Annotated in this window: 18 protein-coding genes, 1 pseudogene and 1 other annotated feature; of the genes and pseudogenes, 5 read left to right on the top strand and 14 right to left on the bottom strand. The window is 34.3% G+C overall.

All coding sequences use genetic code 11. The features are described 5' to 3' along the window. Positions 1 to 245: 245 nt before the first annotated feature. Positions 246 to 1,490 (bottom strand): tyrosine--tRNA ligase, encoded by a 1,245-nt coding sequence (gene tyrS, locus CEF19_RS20620; protein WP_100407790.1) that lies wholly within the window; start codon positions 1,488 to 1,490, stop codon positions 246 to 248. 48 nt (positions 1,491 to 1,538) lie between these two features. After that, positions 1,539 to 1,751, bottom strand: a binding site (T-box leader). Between the two features lie 16 nt (positions 1,752 to 1,767). Continuing rightward, on the bottom strand, positions 1,768 to 2,304 hold the full coding sequence (locus tag CEF19_RS20615) for a MarR family winged helix-turn-helix transcriptional regulator (protein ID WP_100407789.1): 537 nt from the start codon (positions 2,302 to 2,304) through the stop codon (positions 1,768 to 1,770). Between the two features lie 549 nt (positions 2,305 to 2,853). Here CEF19_RS20615 and CEF19_RS20610 point away from each other — a divergent pair. After that, positions 2,854 to 3,240 (top strand): hypothetical protein, encoded by a 387-nt coding sequence (locus CEF19_RS20610; RefSeq protein WP_198510339.1) that lies wholly within the window; start codon positions 2,854 to 2,856, stop codon positions 3,238 to 3,240. A 39-nt stretch (positions 3,241 to 3,279) separates the two neighbouring features. On the opposite strand, the gene CEF19_RS20605 is transcribed toward CEF19_RS20610, so the two are convergent. The 3 genes from CEF19_RS20605 to CEF19_RS23355 form a co-directional block, all read right to left on the bottom strand. Next, positions 3,280 to 3,663 (bottom strand): IolE/MocC family protein, encoded by a 384-nt coding sequence (locus CEF19_RS20605; protein WP_100407788.1) that lies wholly within the window; start codon positions 3,661 to 3,663, stop codon positions 3,280 to 3,282. 128 nt (positions 3,664 to 3,791) lie between these two features. After that, positions 3,792 to 4,481: a VanZ family protein gene (locus tag CEF19_RS20600; RefSeq protein ID WP_100407787.1), complete on the bottom strand. Its 690-nt coding sequence runs from the start codon at positions 4,479 to 4,481 to the stop codon at positions 3,792 to 3,794. A 181-nt stretch (positions 4,482 to 4,662) separates the two neighbouring features. Continuing rightward, positions 4,663 to 4,806, bottom strand: a complete 144-nt coding sequence (locus tag CEF19_RS23355) for a hypothetical protein (protein ID WP_157801035.1) — start codon at positions 4,804 to 4,806, stop codon at positions 4,663 to 4,665. 527 nt (positions 4,807 to 5,333) lie between these two features. On the opposite strand from CEF19_RS23355, the pseudogene CEF19_RS20590 reads away from it, so the two are divergent. Beyond that, a pseudogene (locus CEF19_RS20590) lies at positions 5,334 to 6,263 on the top strand (IS110 family transposase); the annotation flags it as partial. 307 nt (positions 6,264 to 6,570) lie between these two features. On the opposite strand, the gene CEF19_RS20585 reads toward CEF19_RS20590, so the two are convergent. The 3 genes from CEF19_RS20585 to CEF19_RS20575 form a co-directional block, all read right to left on the bottom strand. Next, on the bottom strand, positions 6,571 to 6,885 hold the full coding sequence (locus CEF19_RS20585; protein ID WP_100407785.1) for a DMT family transporter: 315 nt from the start codon (positions 6,883 to 6,885) through the stop codon (positions 6,571 to 6,573). A 10-nt stretch (positions 6,886 to 6,895) separates the two neighbouring features. Beyond that, positions 6,896 to 7,225 carry a DMT family transporter gene (locus CEF19_RS20580; protein WP_100407784.1) on the bottom strand — a complete coding sequence of 110 codons (330 nt, stop codon included), beginning with the start codon at positions 7,223 to 7,225 and terminating at the stop codon, positions 6,896 to 6,898. A gap of 80 nt (positions 7,226 to 7,305) precedes the next feature. Next, complete coding sequence (locus CEF19_RS20575; protein WP_100407783.1) at positions 7,306 to 8,400, bottom strand: oxidoreductase; 1,095 nt, start codon at positions 8,398 to 8,400, stop codon at positions 7,306 to 7,308. Positions 8,401 to 8,470: 70 nt separating this feature from the next. Here CEF19_RS20575 and CEF19_RS20570 point away from each other — a divergent pair, with 70 nt between their 5' ends. After that, a complete protein-coding gene (locus tag CEF19_RS20570) occupies positions 8,471 to 9,370 on the top strand; it encodes a LysR family transcriptional regulator (protein WP_100407782.1) in 900 nt (299 codons plus the stop codon). Between the two features lie 202 nt (positions 9,371 to 9,572). Here CEF19_RS20570 and CEF19_RS23350 read toward each other — a convergent pair whose 3' ends face one another. Next, on the bottom strand, positions 9,573 to 9,725 hold the full coding sequence (locus CEF19_RS23350) for a hypothetical protein (protein ID WP_157801034.1): 153 nt from the start codon (positions 9,723 to 9,725) through the stop codon (positions 9,573 to 9,575). A 476-nt stretch (positions 9,726 to 10,201) separates the two neighbouring features. On the opposite strand from CEF19_RS23350, the gene CEF19_RS20565 reads away from it, so the two are divergent. Beyond that, positions 10,202 to 10,762, top strand: coding sequence for an NAD(P)H-dependent oxidoreductase (locus CEF19_RS20565; RefSeq protein WP_100407781.1), 561 nt, complete (start codon positions 10,202 to 10,204; stop codon positions 10,760 to 10,762). 216 nt (positions 10,763 to 10,978) lie between these two features. Here CEF19_RS20565 and CEF19_RS20560 read toward each other — a convergent pair whose 3' ends face one another. After that, positions 10,979 to 11,323, bottom strand: coding sequence for a winged helix-turn-helix transcriptional regulator (locus tag CEF19_RS20560; RefSeq protein WP_100407780.1), 345 nt, complete (start codon positions 11,321 to 11,323; stop codon positions 10,979 to 10,981). 708 nt (positions 11,324 to 12,031) lie between these two features. Between CEF19_RS20560 and CEF19_RS23345 the strand changes: the two genes are divergently transcribed. After that, positions 12,032 to 12,208 (top strand): hypothetical protein, encoded by a 177-nt coding sequence (locus tag CEF19_RS23345; RefSeq protein ID WP_157801033.1) that lies wholly within the window; start codon positions 12,032 to 12,034, stop codon positions 12,206 to 12,208. Between the two features lie 136 nt (positions 12,209 to 12,344). Here CEF19_RS23345 and CEF19_RS20555 read toward each other — a convergent pair whose 3' ends face one another. The 4 genes from CEF19_RS20555 to CEF19_RS20540 all read right to left on the bottom strand — a co-directional run bounded on the left by CEF19_RS20555 (position 12,345) and on the right by CEF19_RS20540 (position 15,423). Next, positions 12,345 to 13,319 (bottom strand): LacI family DNA-binding transcriptional regulator, encoded by a 975-nt coding sequence (locus CEF19_RS20555; RefSeq protein ID WP_100407779.1) that lies wholly within the window; start codon positions 13,317 to 13,319, stop codon positions 12,345 to 12,347. Beyond that, a complete protein-coding gene (locus CEF19_RS20550; protein ID WP_454429351.1) occupies positions 13,316 to 13,876 on the bottom strand; it encodes a YczE/YyaS/YitT family protein in 561 nt (186 codons plus the stop codon). Before CEF19_RS20550 ends, CEF19_RS20555 begins: the two co-directional genes overlap by 4 nt. Before the next feature lie 68 nt (positions 13,877 to 13,944). Beyond that, positions 13,945 to 14,838, bottom strand: coding sequence for a Cof-type HAD-IIB family hydrolase (locus CEF19_RS20545; protein ID WP_100407777.1), 894 nt, complete (start codon positions 14,836 to 14,838; stop codon positions 13,945 to 13,947). A 294-nt stretch (positions 14,839 to 15,132) separates the two neighbouring features. Continuing rightward, positions 15,133 to 15,423 (bottom strand): hypothetical protein, encoded by a 291-nt coding sequence (locus tag CEF19_RS20540; protein WP_100407776.1) that lies wholly within the window; start codon positions 15,421 to 15,423, stop codon positions 15,133 to 15,135. Positions 15,424 to 15,741 lie beyond the last annotated feature (318 nt).

Genomic DNA, 15,741 nt, shown 5'->3' with positions numbered 1-15,741 from the left:
AAAACCTCCAGGGGGGCGTGGAGAATACATACAGTATATGGTAATAAATAGGGTGATACTTGTCCCCCTATTTACACATGCCTTCATGTAGCCAAAAGATCCAACACTCAGACCATTCATCCACTACTTTTCTTACAAGAGGTTTGAAAACCTACGAATAAGCGAATTTGGGAGTAAATTGAATCTATCTGAGGGAGTTGACCTGCAAAATTTAAAGGTACAACCCAAAGTTGTACCTTTATCTATTACATTTTTATCCTTACGAACTTCCGTTTCCCAACTTGTACAACTAAACCTTCAGTAATAGGAACTCGTAATTCTGTTTCTTCAATTTTGTCTCCATTTATTTTTACTCCTCTATTCTCAATCATTCTTCGTGCTTCACTTTTCGAGCTTAGCAAATTTAACTCTACTAGGAAATCTAATACTGGTATTTCTAGATTGCCCTTCCATTCAACCACTGGCATCTCATCGGGAACTGCTCCCTTTTGAAAGACAGAGATAAATTGTTTTTCTGCTTTTTTGGCAGCTTCTGTTCCGTGGTACATCCTTACAATTGTTTGCCCCAGAAGCATTTTTGCATCTCTTGGATGTAGCTCGCCTGAATTTATATCCTTATTAATTGTTTCTATTTGTTCAGGAGTGAAATCTGTAACTAACTCGAAATACTTATTCATTAATTTATCAGGAATAGACATCGCTTTACCGTACATTTCTTGAGGACTCTCACCAATACCAATGTAGTTTTTCTTTGATTTAGACATCTTTTCTACACCGTCAAGTCCTTCCAATAAAGGCATTAGCATTGCTACTTGTTTTTCTTTTCCAAACTTCTCTTGAAAATGTCTCCCCATTAAAATGTTAAAGTGTTGGTCGGTTCCACCAAGTTCAATGTCACACTCTAATTCTACAGAATCGTAACCTTGCATTAATGGGTAGAAGAATTCATGGAGTGAAATAGGCTTCCCAAGAGCTATTCTTTCTTCAAAATCATCTCTTTCCATTAATCTTGCTACTGTTATTTTTCCTGCTAATTGAATGACATCCTCAAAGTTTAATTGTGATAGCCATTTCGAATTGTAATGAAGTTCGATTTTATCCATATCCATCACTTTCCCAAACTGTTCAAAGTATGTTTTGGCATTGTGTTTCACTTCTTCATTAGTTAATGGCTTTCTAGCAACGGACTTTCCTGTTGGATCTCCAATCTTCCCAGTAAAATCCCCAATCAACAATTGGATAATATGCCCATTTTCTTGAAATTGTTTCATTTTCTTTAAAACAACGGTATGACCGAGATGTACATCTGGAGCTGAAGGGTCTAAGCCCAATTTTATTTTAAGTGGTCGGTTTTCCAGTAAAGATTTTGCCACTTTCATTTCTAATTCTTCCAACGGAATAATATCTTGTACACCATGCGTATAGATGGCCATTTGTCTCTTTACTTCTATTACTTGTTCTTCTGTTAGTTGTCTCTTTACCTCAGTCATTTTTTTCATTCCTCCAAAATAAAATATAAAAAAACCACATCCCTACTATGAAGGGACGTGGTTTTTCACGCGGTACCACCCTTGTTGAAGAATTTTTTTCTTCCACTTAACGAATAACGGCTCGTCCGTCTTTGCTTACTTTTGTTAACAAAGAAAGCTCAGGGAATGTAATTCGTGTCATCTTTGTGTCGATTCCCACCAACCATCGACTCTCTGATACAGGGAGATAACTACTACTCGGTTTCCCATCAACGCTTGTTTCATATTCATTACTAACTCAAAAACGATTATCTTTAATTACTGTTCTTAATAATGCTGAGATATGCTTTTGCTCTTCTACAGAAAGACCTGAAACGATTTCCACTTCACCCTTATGAAACCTTGGATATAAATCTTCCATAATGCTTCTACCTAAATCCGTTATCGTTACATAAGTAATTCTTCTATCTCTGTTATCTACTTTCCGATAACATAGTTCTTTTCGTTCTAAGGTTTTAGTAACATTGCTTACTGTTGCCTTCGTCACTCCTGTGGACTTAGCTAATTTTTTTGTTTCTACCTGATTTCCTATCCATAAATCATAAAGCAGTGAAAATGATGTCCAAGATAGACCATACTCGGATAAAACCTCTCGTTCCATTTTATTTCTTAATCCTTGTGCTGTTCTGTAGATGTTTGTAACAACAGCTACTGCATCCAAATTTAGTGAATCCATTGGTAACTTAGTTAAGAGATTGATTGTTTCCTTCTCTTCAGGAAGTAATTCCCCATCTTCATTAAATGAATGAATAATAACTCCCCCTTTAATTTTCATAATCGTTAGCTATGAAACGATATTACCAAAAAAAATAAGTTAGTGCAACAAATCAATTCCTAGCAAATCTTACAACCTTTAATACGTGTTGAGAGCGGTGATTGGAACGATACCGACCATCTCTATACCTCAAGACAATTCCTTCTAACCCAAGCGCTTACACCTGGTCAAACGTACCAACCCCATTGCCTTCAGTACTCTGTATTTTAACAAGGTTGTGTGAATCTTTAGGAATTGCCGTATCCTTTATACTTTAGCAGGAGTTGATGGGTAAAATCTGTTTGATGTCTCGTGTAAAGACGAAGTTGACCGGTGACCTGCTCCAAAATAACACGGATACCATCAAACTTTAATTATCTCCATAATATTGCACGAAAATAAAATGCACAAAAATAATTAATTATTGCCTTTTAACTATAGGATTTCAATAGATTTCGTGATCAATATTATTGTACACAAATAATCTGGAATGGTATTATAGAAAACATGACATAACCAATATAATTCCTTTCAGCAATATTGTACATAAAATAACTTATTGGAGGACAAATGGTCAATTCGCATACGGCAACAATAGCTACACTAAAGAATTATAAATTTATTATGATTCCTGTCTGGATTGATTGGGGGGTATTAAGCGACGGCAAAGTCATTAAAAAGCAGTTCCCGGTAATCGGACTTAAAAATCTGGATACTGGCACCCATATCATCCATCCGGTGACAGATTTTATATTACATAACTGGCAGGCAAGAAAATTCAACACTCAAAAGAAGCATGCGTTAAACACCGTGAAATTCCTTAATTATTTACTGATTAACAGGCTCAGTATGCGTATGCACTCACTGTCTGATTTGAAATTGGCGGACGGAAACAAGTACCTGAATACGCTAACTTCTGCCCTTGTTGAAGGAATGCCCCCGTTACTTGAAGTGTAACCCTTCACAATTAAGAGAGGACTTTCGTTTTTTCGAATTTTAGTTCGACGATATATTGAAATCTTCTCCAATAAGCTTAGTCGCTTCATATATAACACCATTATCGTAACTTTTTATGTCAAAATAGCCATTATAATAATCCCATACATCAGAATAGGTTGACGACTTAGTAATATTTTCCAATATCTTGTTAAACAAAGATATAGCCTCTTCCTCTGTTGGATGCCCCTCAACCATAAGCCTAAACTTAATATCACTCTCCCCATCAAAAGAAGCCGCAGTAGTTTCTACGTCATCTAATTCTTTGAGTGTTTCTCTCGTTTGATCCAAGGTTTTACTAATATCGATATTTGGTTGTTGATTACAATCAGTTACTAACAATACTAGAACCAATACTGTACCTATAAAAGATAATTGTTTCATTCTTTTTCTCCCTCCAATAAATTTTTAACAGGGGGCTTCTTCCATGAACCTGCTCTGCTCCGTTAGTGAAAAAGCGTTCCTGCTGATGTTGCAGAAACGCACCCTTTCGTTCAAAAAAATTGTATGTTTTATGACATATTTGCTTTATTTTTCCTTGTGTTGTTCAAGAAAAACAGAGTCCGTCTATATAATTTGTAAAATAGTACGCCAATTAGACTTCCAAGTGTATTTAAAATTAGGTCATCCACATCAATAGCACGCCCTTCTCCAAATCGATATGCAGACGCAATAAAACTAAGTACGAACTGAAAAGTTTCAATACCGAGGGATAGGAGGAAAATGACAAAAACTGTTTTCTTGGTTCCTTTCGTAATGCCTAAAGATAATAAAGCAAAAGCAAAAGGAGTCAATAAAACCAGATTGCCTAAAACCTGAATAATCATGACTGGCACGAACACTGGAAGAGTGAGGACGTGCCAAATAGTATTAAATGGAATGAGATTGATACGGTCATATTGAACGTGATAATTCCCTGTATATTCTTGTGTAAAATAATAGCCAATATCTACAAAGCTTACATATTGATGTAATACAAACAGGTATAGTATAAAAGCACATAAAATGAGAAAATCAAACGTACTTTGGACGGTGGATTTATTAACAAACCAAACAGTTAAAACAGTTATTACTATCCAATTCCCGAAGACTGTAAAGTAATCATATATAAGGGAACCATTTTCTATTACTTTTAAATAAACAAATACAAGGTACAAAAAAGAGACGAAAATTGCCAACCATTTTAATTTTTTATACTTCACTACATAACACTCCTAATTACAAAATTATCTACCTTACTTGACGAAAGAAATATTTAACGGTATAGTTTCATCTTTTGTTCAACTCTTCTGCTCCGTTAGCTCAATAAGCCAAAGGAGCTACCGTTACGACAGCCCCCACTCTTTCGCTCAAGTGCCCGTTAGCTTAACAACACTTTTATGTTTATGACTTTTTCTTATCCCACAATTTGTACAGACCAACAACCAAAATAATATAGGCAATGATTTCAATTGTTTTAGGGATAAATGAAAGTAATAAAGCGAATTCTCCTACGGTCATTGCTGATGGTTCATGATTGTTTAACATAAAATTCTCTATAATACTGTTCGTTACAAAGGGTGATACAAGCAAATAAAGTTGGTTAATCATCAAAAGGAGAAAAGCATAGAACCCCGCCATAAAAGAGTGTTTCTTGGATTGAATCAGTCCAAACAAAAGCAAACCTATGAATACAATCGTTATAATAAAATTCAAAAAATTAACTATCGGTATCAACTCCAATCATAAGGTATTTGCATTTAACTTTAACATAAATATCCATTTCCTTTTTAGTATTGTCTTATTGCACTAAACTGCTCGTTCGTATTATAAGGTCAGCCAGATAAGAAAATATTTCTGGTTGACCTTTTTTAATATGGTCTTATTATAACGGTAGCCGGGGTAAAACGTAACTGCCCGTGGGACTTGATCCCGTCAGCTAAACAGTTTGCCCCCTACTTGTAGAAACATGATTGAGGCTGGTTTGGACGTAGATCTCGTATAACAAGCGAAGCTGTGATACTGCAAGAAGGATTAGGGGTACCGGTTAATTTATCTTTTGGAGGGGATATCGAATGAATCCAGTCATTGGTCTGGATGTATCAAAAGGAGAAAGTCAGATTCAGGCTTTCTTAGACAAGGGAAAACCATACCGTAAGAGCTTTAAAGTATCTCATACTCTTGAAGGACTAGATTATCTTGTCCGATTTATTGAAGAAGTGAAAGCTGAGACTGGGAAGAAACCTCCGGTTATTCTAGAAGCAACAGGACATTATCAAAGTCCTATCGTTCACTATCTTGAGGAGCGTGGATACCTATTAATTATTATTAATCCATTAATTTCTTATAAGGCCAAAAGTTCTAGCTTACGAAAGGTAAAGACTGACGCAGTTGATGCCTATCTATTGTGCGAACTTTTCTATAAAGAGGAACTAGAACCCTATAAAAAACGAGGCGTCCAACTATTAAACTTACGTAATCTTACAAGACAACATGAGAACATTACTGGTACTGTCATTCAAACAAAGTTACAGTTTCAAGCCATTCTCGATCAGGTTTTCCCTGAGTATAGAGGTGTGTTTGGAGATTTATACTCTATTGTATCTCTATTAACTCTAAGGACCTTTCCTTCGTCTGAGGATATATTAAATGCGGATGATGAAACCCTAACAAGCACCATTCATGAGTTCTGTAAGAGTCGTTCAAGGGTTTGGGCAAGTGAGAAAACAGAACAGCTCAGAGCTGCAGCTATGCGTAATCCATTTGAGAAAACTGTTTATCAGAGTCATATTTTGAGTCTGGGGATGTTTATTAATATTCTTCTCCAATACAAAGAGCACCTATCAACGTTAGAGTCAGAGATAGATGCCCTTGCGAAAGAAGTTGAAGAATATACCATTATCAAATCAATTCCTGGAATCGGAGAAAAGATCGCGGCAACGATTATATCCGAGATTGGGGAAATCGATCGATTTGATCATCCTAAGAAGCTAGTCGCATTCGCTGTTACTTACGTTGAATACGGTAGAAAATCATACTACATATAAGCACCCGTTTTTAAGTACAATCCTTCACAATTTAAAATTAAAGTCGAGTTATCTTCAAATAGAGTGCTTTTCTATTCTTTTTCTCTTAGCCATTTTTATAATGATAATGGTGTAGCTTATGGAAAAAGATTGTTCAAAATGAATTATTCTCTTATGAATTGGTACACAACTTTTATAAAAAATTTGTTCATTTTTCATAATCCGCTGTTTATAGAAAATGAAGTTGTTTATTTTGTTCATAAAAATGGTTTCTTGACGTATTTTGTTACGAAAAAGTTTTAAGTCCCGTTACTCCTATAATTATAAAGGATATATAAACCACCTTTGATACACTTTTATTTTCATTAAAAAAATACATACCAATAATCACACTACCTATTGAACCAATACCCGTCCATATTCCATAAGCTACCCCAATAGGGAGTAATTCAACTGCTTTTGCCAAAAAAGAAAAACTAATTATACCTGAGATACCAGTTAATAAACTGTATGTTCTATTTGTAAATCCATCAGACAATTTTATAAAACTAACAAGTCCGAATTCTCCTAAGCCAGCAACTATTAAATAAAGCCAAGTCATATATTCTCTCCTACCCTTCTTCATTCGTAACAGACATTTTTAACCCGATTATGCCCAAAATTAAAAGGGATAAGAAAAACAGTTTAAGTAAATTAAAAATTTCGCCAAACATAAAAAATCCTAATAAGGCTGAACCTACTGCCCCTATCCCTGCAAAAATTGCATACGCTGTTCCAATTGGTAATCTAATAACCGATTTTGAAAAGAAATAAAATGTAATTATAATCAGAATAATCGTTATTACACTAGGAGTAAGAATTGTAAAACCCTTTGACATTTTTAGGCCAGCTATCCAAACAACTTCTAGGATTGCTGCAATAATTAAAAATATCCAACTCATTTTTATCACCTCTTGTTTTAAATAGAAGGATACCCCTATTGGAGTATCCTAAATTAAGTTTGGAATATTACATTTGCCTATTAATAAGTTTCCTCATCTCTTATTACCGCAATAGGATCTAATACACAATGATCAAACTTAGATAATATTTGATTTTCTTTTACTTTGTTTGGCCAATCAGGGTTGGATAGAGCACTAGTCCCTAATGCAACAAAATCAGTTTCTCTGTTACCTATCATTTTTTCTGCTGTTTCGGGTTCTCCTAACTGCCCATTTGCAATTACAGGTATATTCCCATATTTTTTTGCAAGGCTAGCAAGCGTATGACTATGCTCTCCAAACGCTGGTTTATCTGCTTGAAACTCTGTTGTGTGTATATAATCTGGGCTAGCTGAGGCTAGATTCTCAAAGATTATTTTTGCTTCATCTTCTTTTCCTATCCATTTATGATAGAAATCATTTACTTTACCTTGAGAGACACGGATACCCACAACAAAATTGTTACCCACTTTATTTCGAATAGCTTTTAACACTAAAACACTTAGCCGAACACGATTTTCCGGTGTCCCACCAAATTCGTCTTCACGAAGATTTGTATAGTCCGTATGAAATTGATCTAATAAATATCCATTGGCTCCATGGACTTCAATACCATCAAAACCAATATTTTTGGCTCTTAATGCAGCATTGGCAAAACTCTCAATAACTGCCTCAATTTCTTCTTTGCTTATTTCTTTTGGTAGTGAATATTCGCCACTCCCCCCATGGGCTTTAAGTTTTTCTCCTTTTGGCTTAACGGCAGAGGGGGCTAATGAATAGTCAGTATAGCGATTGTATTGAACAATTGCTCCTGCGTGTTGAATTTGTAAAAAGATTTTTCCTCCTTCTTTATGAACAGCATCTACCACTGGTTTCCATGCAGCAGCTTGTTCATCAGTTGCTATTCCGGGTTGATTTTCATACGCTTGCCCATGTGTCAAATCGGGATAAGTACCTTCTGTAATTATTAAAGAAAATCCACCTCTTGCAAAACGTGAATAATATTGGACCATTCTTTCATTGGCTAACCCATTCGGTTGAGCACTTGTTCTGGTCATTGGAGATACTACCGTTCTATTTGATAGTTCCAATGAACCAATCTTAAATTCGGAAAATATATTAGGATACTTTGACATAATCTGAATCACTCCTGTTTTTTTATTTGCTTGCAATTATAAGTTTACATTTGGGGTGGTATTTAGTAAAATGATTAAAAATGATATGTCCATCAATAAAAGTGATAAGGAGAATATTATGGAGTTAACTGATTTAAAAGTTTTTCTAACTGTAGCTGATGAGGGGAATTTTACTAAGGGAGCAGACAAACTAGGCTATGTACAGTCTAATATCACCAATCGAATTAAAAAACTTGAATCTGAACTAGAGGTTACTCTATTTAATAGACATCCTAAAGGAGTTAGTTTAACTGAAAGAGGCTTGATTTTTTATGAACATGCAGCTTCCATAAATAAACGGGCTGAAGAAGCAATTTCTGCTGTTCGAGAAGCAGAAAACTTTGGGGGAAAGTTGGCTATTGGGGTTGTTGAGACGCTTGCCTCAAATAAATTTATGAATATACTTTCTGATTTCCAAAAACAGCATCCTAATGTATCGATTTCGTTATTAACAGGAACATCACCAAAATTATTAGAGATGATCCAAAAATACAAGCTTGATGCTGCATTTATTACTGGTCAAACAAAAACTATTTTGTTCGAAATTGAATATACGATTCAAGATGTAGTTAGTCTAATTACTAAAAGAGGAGTTAAAGCTGAACAGACACCAAAGACTTGGGCAGTATTTCCTGAAGGTTGCCCATTTAGAAGGGTTTTAGTTGAATGGTTAGACAGTAAAGGGGAAAAACCAACTAACTTTATAGAAGTTAATACCTTAGACACTTTGTTAAATTGTGTGAAGTCAGGGTTGGCTTCAGCAGTTCTTCCTGAATCAGTAATTACTCAAACCCAAGAAATAGAATACAACTCAACCCCTCTGCCAGAAGAGTACCGACTTATGGAAACACATCTTGTTAGACACAGGGATTTAGCAACTAATAAGGTTTTATCCTCCTTTATTCAAAAAATTAATAAGAATGAACTATAAAGTAAGTATCCGCCGGTAGTGATATCAGAAGGAGTTTATATAGATCTATCTGTTATAAATATTCTAATTGAGACGGAAAAAACAGGGGAAATTCCCTACGCTACTCGAAAGTTAAATTAAGATACTTTTAATATGGCATGTTCAGTTTATTTCTTCGTATTTAGACAATAAGAAAAGCATCTCATTTATCGAGATGCTTTTCTTACTGCATTATTCGGATTGTTCTAATCAATTTATCTCCAATACTCGTGGTAGCAATTTCAGTCTCTCTAACGCCATGTTCCCTAATAATATCCCTTTGGTTATAGGATAATAAATTAACAGCCTGTTCCTCAATATCCATACTTTCCTTCATTAACTTTGCACCTCGAACGAAAGAATTTACTCAATCAATTAGCTGACCATGTTCTTTTGTAACAACTTTTGGTACAGAAAGTCCCTCCAACTCTCTTACTATAAATTCTTATCGTTCAGCAGCAATAAGTCAATTCCTCTTTATAAGTTGCTAATTCACTTTTAGGATATGACTTTCATTCTTCTAATTGTGGTATTAGATACTTTAATTATCATATCTCCAACTGAGTTTAAACTCTCAGCATATTTTATATACTCTTTATTCATTCTCATCCACCTCTCAAAAAATCCTATTACCAAAATTTTAACACAAGTCAGAATAATATTGCCTATATCCATAAAAATCTATCTATTTGGTTTTATTCCACACTTACCTTTATGTAAGTACCTGTAAAAAAAGTGCGTACTTACAAGAAATGCATACGTTCTCTATACTCAAAGTGTAACAACAATACGCTTAAGAAGGAGAGTCATTTTATGAAAACACTTGTAGTTGTAGCTCATCCCAGTATAGAAACATCTGTAATAAATAAAAGATGGATAAAAGAACTGAAACAATATCCAGAGAAATATACGGTGCATGAATTGTATAAGATTTATCCAGAAGGAAAGATAAATATTGAAAAAGAACAAAAACTGATTGAATCCCATGAAAATTTAATTTTACAATTTCCCGTCCAATGGTTTAATTGTCCTTCTCTCTTAAAAAAGTGGCTGGATGATGTGTTTGCTTATGGTTGGGCATATGGTTCAAATGGTGGTGATCATTTAAAGGATCGCAAAGTGGCTTTAGCTGTTTCTGCAGGAATAAAACAGTCAGATTACAGTGAAAGTGGAAGATATCGTCATACTTTAGAGCAAATACTAGTTCCGTTTGAAACAACCATGTTTTATTGCGGTGCTGATTACTGCTCAATCTATGCGTTTTATGGAGAAGAGGGAGCACCGGGAGGTACTGAAGAAGAAGATATCCAGCCGGAGAAAAATGGATTATCAGAAAGTGCTATAAATTACCTAGAATTTATAAATAATTTATAAATCCGTTCGAAAAAAATATCGTATTATAATTGAAACAAATAGTAAAGGGCTGATACAATAAGTAATAAAATGACAATTGTACCAGCCCTTTTTTATATCTAGATTAATGCCTAAGTCTTAAGTCGATCGTCAAGTTGCCAAAAAATAAAGAACTAGCATAGATTGTAGCTACGCTACGTTCTACCACTCCCATAAGATGCAAATTCAAATGGCTAATTACCGATTGTTTTCTCCCCATTGACACATCATGTCCAGTATTGGAATTAGTGAACGACCAAGGTCAGATAATGAATACTCTACTTTGGGAGGTATCTGCGGAAATTCTTCACGAATGATAAGCCCATCAGCTTCCAATTCTTTTAACATGACGCTGAGTGTTTTAAACGATACTGTGTCTACACTTCGTTTTAACTCATTGAACCTGATGACTTTTTTTTCAGATAACCAATACAAAATGATCATTTTGTATTTACCGCCTATTAAGGACAATGTATGTCCAAAACCGGTGTCCACTAAATTGACACCAGTAGGTACACAAGTTTTGACCGTTTCACTTCGCATATTTGTACTCCCCTCCTTTTACAAAAATTAAAAACTCTCATATTTGAGTTTCATCACTTAATTATTATTTTCCAATTTTACTATAATCTGTTTTTAATCCATAACATCTTCTTTACCTTTACAGTTCTAAAATCAAGTTGAATGGACGGGAGGTCTAAAATTCGATAACCATTAATCTATATTTAGAATATATTTTTATTTGCTATCATAATAACATTAATTTTCGCTAAACTAAATAATTTGAAACTGTATTATCATTGAAATAAACCGTTCGTAGAAGTACACTTCGGCAAATCAAAAGAGAAGAAACTTAGTATAAAGTTTTTTCCCTAATGACTAATCCTATACAGTTATTTTTCCCAATAATTTAAGAAAATGAAGCAACTTATTCTTCAACTAAACTGCACCGTTAGCTTAAGTGAAAGTCTTCACAATCTCAATTATTATTCTAATGAAACACGTGAAAACGTTCCTCAAGAATCTGGCCCAATTCAATAGAGATAGTTCATTTCGTTAGCTTGATAGGCATGTAGGAGGATCCCTAATTATGCAAAAATATTTTTTATTACTATTGACATGAAACCACTCCCACAAAATAAACTCAAGAAGAACACTAGTTGGCGTAACACGAATGGAGATTTATTAGCATAGTGGCGTTACGACTAGTGTTTTTAGCTAATAAATCTTTAAAAGGAGGATATTTAGGAAATGATGAGTGAACAACAAATATTCGAATGGTTAAAAAAACATAATGCCCCTTTTGATTTGAAATTAAAAGTAATGGAACTTTTCCAAGTCAATACATTACTTGTAGAGATTGATAAAGAATTAATGGAAAAAGAAAGGCAAGTCATGATTCTACGTAAATATGTATTAGGTAATTAGCTAAAAGGCACCTTAATCTTATAAGAGAAAATAATCAAGATATTGACATGGTACACGTTCTATATTTTAGAATAATTCTGTGCCAGAACTCGACCCTAGCTTAAGTATAAAGAAGACCACATTACTGAATGTGGTCTTATGTTGATTTTCTTTTGATAAACTCTAATTCTAATGTATTAGTGATTGGGACGTCTTTGGTATTGATTAAACTATATAATACATTTACTGCTGTCTCACCCAGCTTTAGAATGGGTTGATTTATCGTTGTAAGCTCCACGACTTTAGATATTGGCTGATTATCAAATCCTACAACTGCTAAATCCTCAGGTATCTTTAATCCCTGATTTTTAGATTCGTAAATGATTCCGGCAGCTACATAATCACTTCCTACAACCATAGCTGTAGGACGAAACGGTAGTTCTAGAAGTTTTCTTGCTACTGTAATTCCATCCTCAATTGTATACTGTTCAGCAAAGTACCAATTATCTCTCCACTGTAAGCCATATTCCTTTTGGTAGTGAAAAAACGAATTCCTTCTACTCATTCCCACGCCACTTTCAGGATTTCCTATACAAAGTCCAATGGCTTGATGCCCTTGATCTCTTAAATGATCAATAGCCATTTGGATTCCAGACTCGTGATTAATAAATACACTTGCAATTTTTTTATTTTCAGAAGCTTCGCAGGAAACCATTTTTCCAAAATCAGATACTTCATCGAGTATGTGGCAAGGACTTACACATGAACCTAAAATAAGACCATCAATGAGCTTGTATTTTAACCTGTTAAAAAACTCTAGTTCTTGTTTAGGATCATTATTAGATTGATGTACAAGCAAGCTATAATTGTGCTTGTTACACTCTTTGCCTATTCCCTCAATTAAGTTACTAAAAAACGGATGGTTAATCTTAGGAACAATAACTCCTAATACGTTTGTTTTGCCTTTAGATAAATTTACAGCATTTAAGTTTGGAACATAATTAAGTTCTTTTATTGCCTGTAAGACTGCTTCTCGTTTTTCTGGTTTGACATAAGGATGATTATTGAGAACCCTCGATACCGTTGATCGAGAAACATTTGCTTTTTTGGCTATCTTTGTAATATTACTCATTGTGACAACTCCTGGCTATAAGCAGATCGTGCCATCCCCATTTTATGCAAGAGCTGATCGAATACTCCTACTAATAATCCTAAACATAGTACCACAATAACAGATCCTATTCCAATAGGTCCTTTCAATAGAAATGCAAGTATAAAGGCTATAGCTTCTCCAATTGTTTTGGTTACGTTAATTTTCCACCCGGTACGAGCTGTGATAGCCAACATAAGTTCATCATTTGGAACAGATAGAAAAGATGCGCGTAGATAAATAGCAATACCCAATGCTAGTACTGATAATCCTCCAAAAAATAAAACCCACTGGAGAACATAAACATGTATTTTTATAAAGTGAAGTATCTTTAGATTTAGAAGATCTACAAATGATCCAATGATTAAGATAGGAATAAACCCTCCGAGATTAGGGGTACTTCTTTTAATTATACTGTTTACGAAGATGAGAACACCTCCGACAAGGAAAACCCAAGATCCAATGGTTAAACCAATTCGTTGGGATAATGCTACATTTAATGCATCCCATGGCGCTATCCCAACATTGGATTTAATCATTAATACAACTCCTAAAGACAAAACGAACAGCCCTGTAAAATAAATGAAACATCTACGGAAGAAGTGATTCATACTAGCTTCTCTTCCTCTACATCTTGATCTCCTACTTGATTTGCTTTTATATATTTTTCAAATGCATATGCTACACCACATTCCTGGTTAGATAGCGTTTGATACGTGGAAACCCGAACTAATTCCTTATCCGCATTTCCCATAGCAATTCCTGTTGCTGCTACTTGAAACATTGGCATATCATTTAAGTTGTCCCCGATAGCAACAGCATTCACTACATTTGTCCCGTAATAGTTACAAAGCCTGCGTAAAGCTATCCCTTTATTTACGCCTGTACTCATAATTTCTAAATTAAACGTTCCAGAACTAGATATTACACACTCAGTTATTTGTTGAAAATGAGCTTTTACTTCTTTGAGTACATGAACGTTAGGAGAGACGACCATAATTTTAATAATAGAATGATAGTCTGTCGGCAGAATGGTACCTGTTATTTCTTCTAAACCATACTGATAAATCTGAGCTTTAATTCCTTCCCAGAACTCATCTGAATTAAAATCAGGGTTTTGTTCCATTACGTCATGTAGTTGCTTTTCTAAACAATGTATCCCTTGATTGGATACAACAATTTTGTCAGAAAGATAGACTTGATAGTACATTTCCCTCTCGTTTAACCAGGGTATAATAGCTTGCACTATGGTCTGTTTTATAAATTGTTCATCTATTTTCTTATGTTCTACATAAATCTGAGCTCCATTTGATGCAATGATGGGACAATCTAAGTCATGCTTTTTTGCAATATGCTGTGCATCGAATAACGCTCTACCCGTTGCAATCGCAACAATATGATCTTGTTCCTGAGCTTCCTTTATAGCATTAACATCTTTCTCATAAATAGATAAATTCTCAGATAAAAGAGTACCATCTAAATCAATTGCAATTACTTTCATGATGCTTCATTTCTGTAAGTTAAAATATATAGACAGTATAAAATGTGGGACGCGTTTCAGAGCAAATATTATTTTATTATCAATTTCAGAATGCAAATGGATTGTAGCTAAAGATTTAATATGAAATCCTGATCAGTTACTAACTCTATGTTAACCTACATCTTGTATATAGGTTTTTTGGTTCCGTTAAAAGAATATCATTAATTTGCTTATTAAACTAAATGGCCCAATACATGAAAAAGACGCGTTCTTAAATTTAGAAACGCGCCCTTTAATTGAATAAGAAATACTTATTTATTCAAGATATACCCCAATAAGAAATAAAAAATAAACGATAGAGCAAGGAATCGCAACGACTAATAAAAATCTTTTTTTACCTTTTGATATTTCTTTGAATCTTAAGAAAGTATCATAAACCAAGAACATACTTGCAATTTGAACTAAACCAGCCATAACCATTCTAAACATATCTATAATTTCTAATGAATTTAAGGGTTTACCGAAATTTTCTCTAAGGTAAATACTCGATAAACCGAACAATCCAGAAAAAAGAAAGAAGTACATAAAAATTTTAACATTTTTCATTTTTTATCCTCTTTTTATTTAACAAGATTAATTTATCTCGATCTTAGCAGGAATACTCTTTGAAATACAGAGGGAAATCAGTTGTTTATTCCACTAAACTTCCCTTAAATAAGCAGTGAATAAGGAAGAAGGGCTGCTATAACAGCCCTGAGTTGCTCAATAATTGCGCCCTTTAATGGAATAACTAAAATATGGTCTCAGTCCTAAAATCACTCAATTCTTTTTAAACTAACGCACCCGTTACTTGAAGAAGAGATTTTTTCGTAAGCAGGTGGTCCCATCATATATTCTGCAAAAATCGCTAAAGAACAAAAAGCT

The organism is Bacillus solitudinis, assembly GCF_002797395.1.
In the GTDB taxonomy this organism is placed as follows: domain Bacteria; phylum Bacillota; class Bacilli; order Bacillales; family Bacillaceae_D; genus Halalkalibacter_A; species Halalkalibacter_A solitudinis.
The sequence above is the reverse complement of the archived record's forward strand: the minus strand, read 5'-3'. Positions and strand labels throughout refer to the sequence as shown.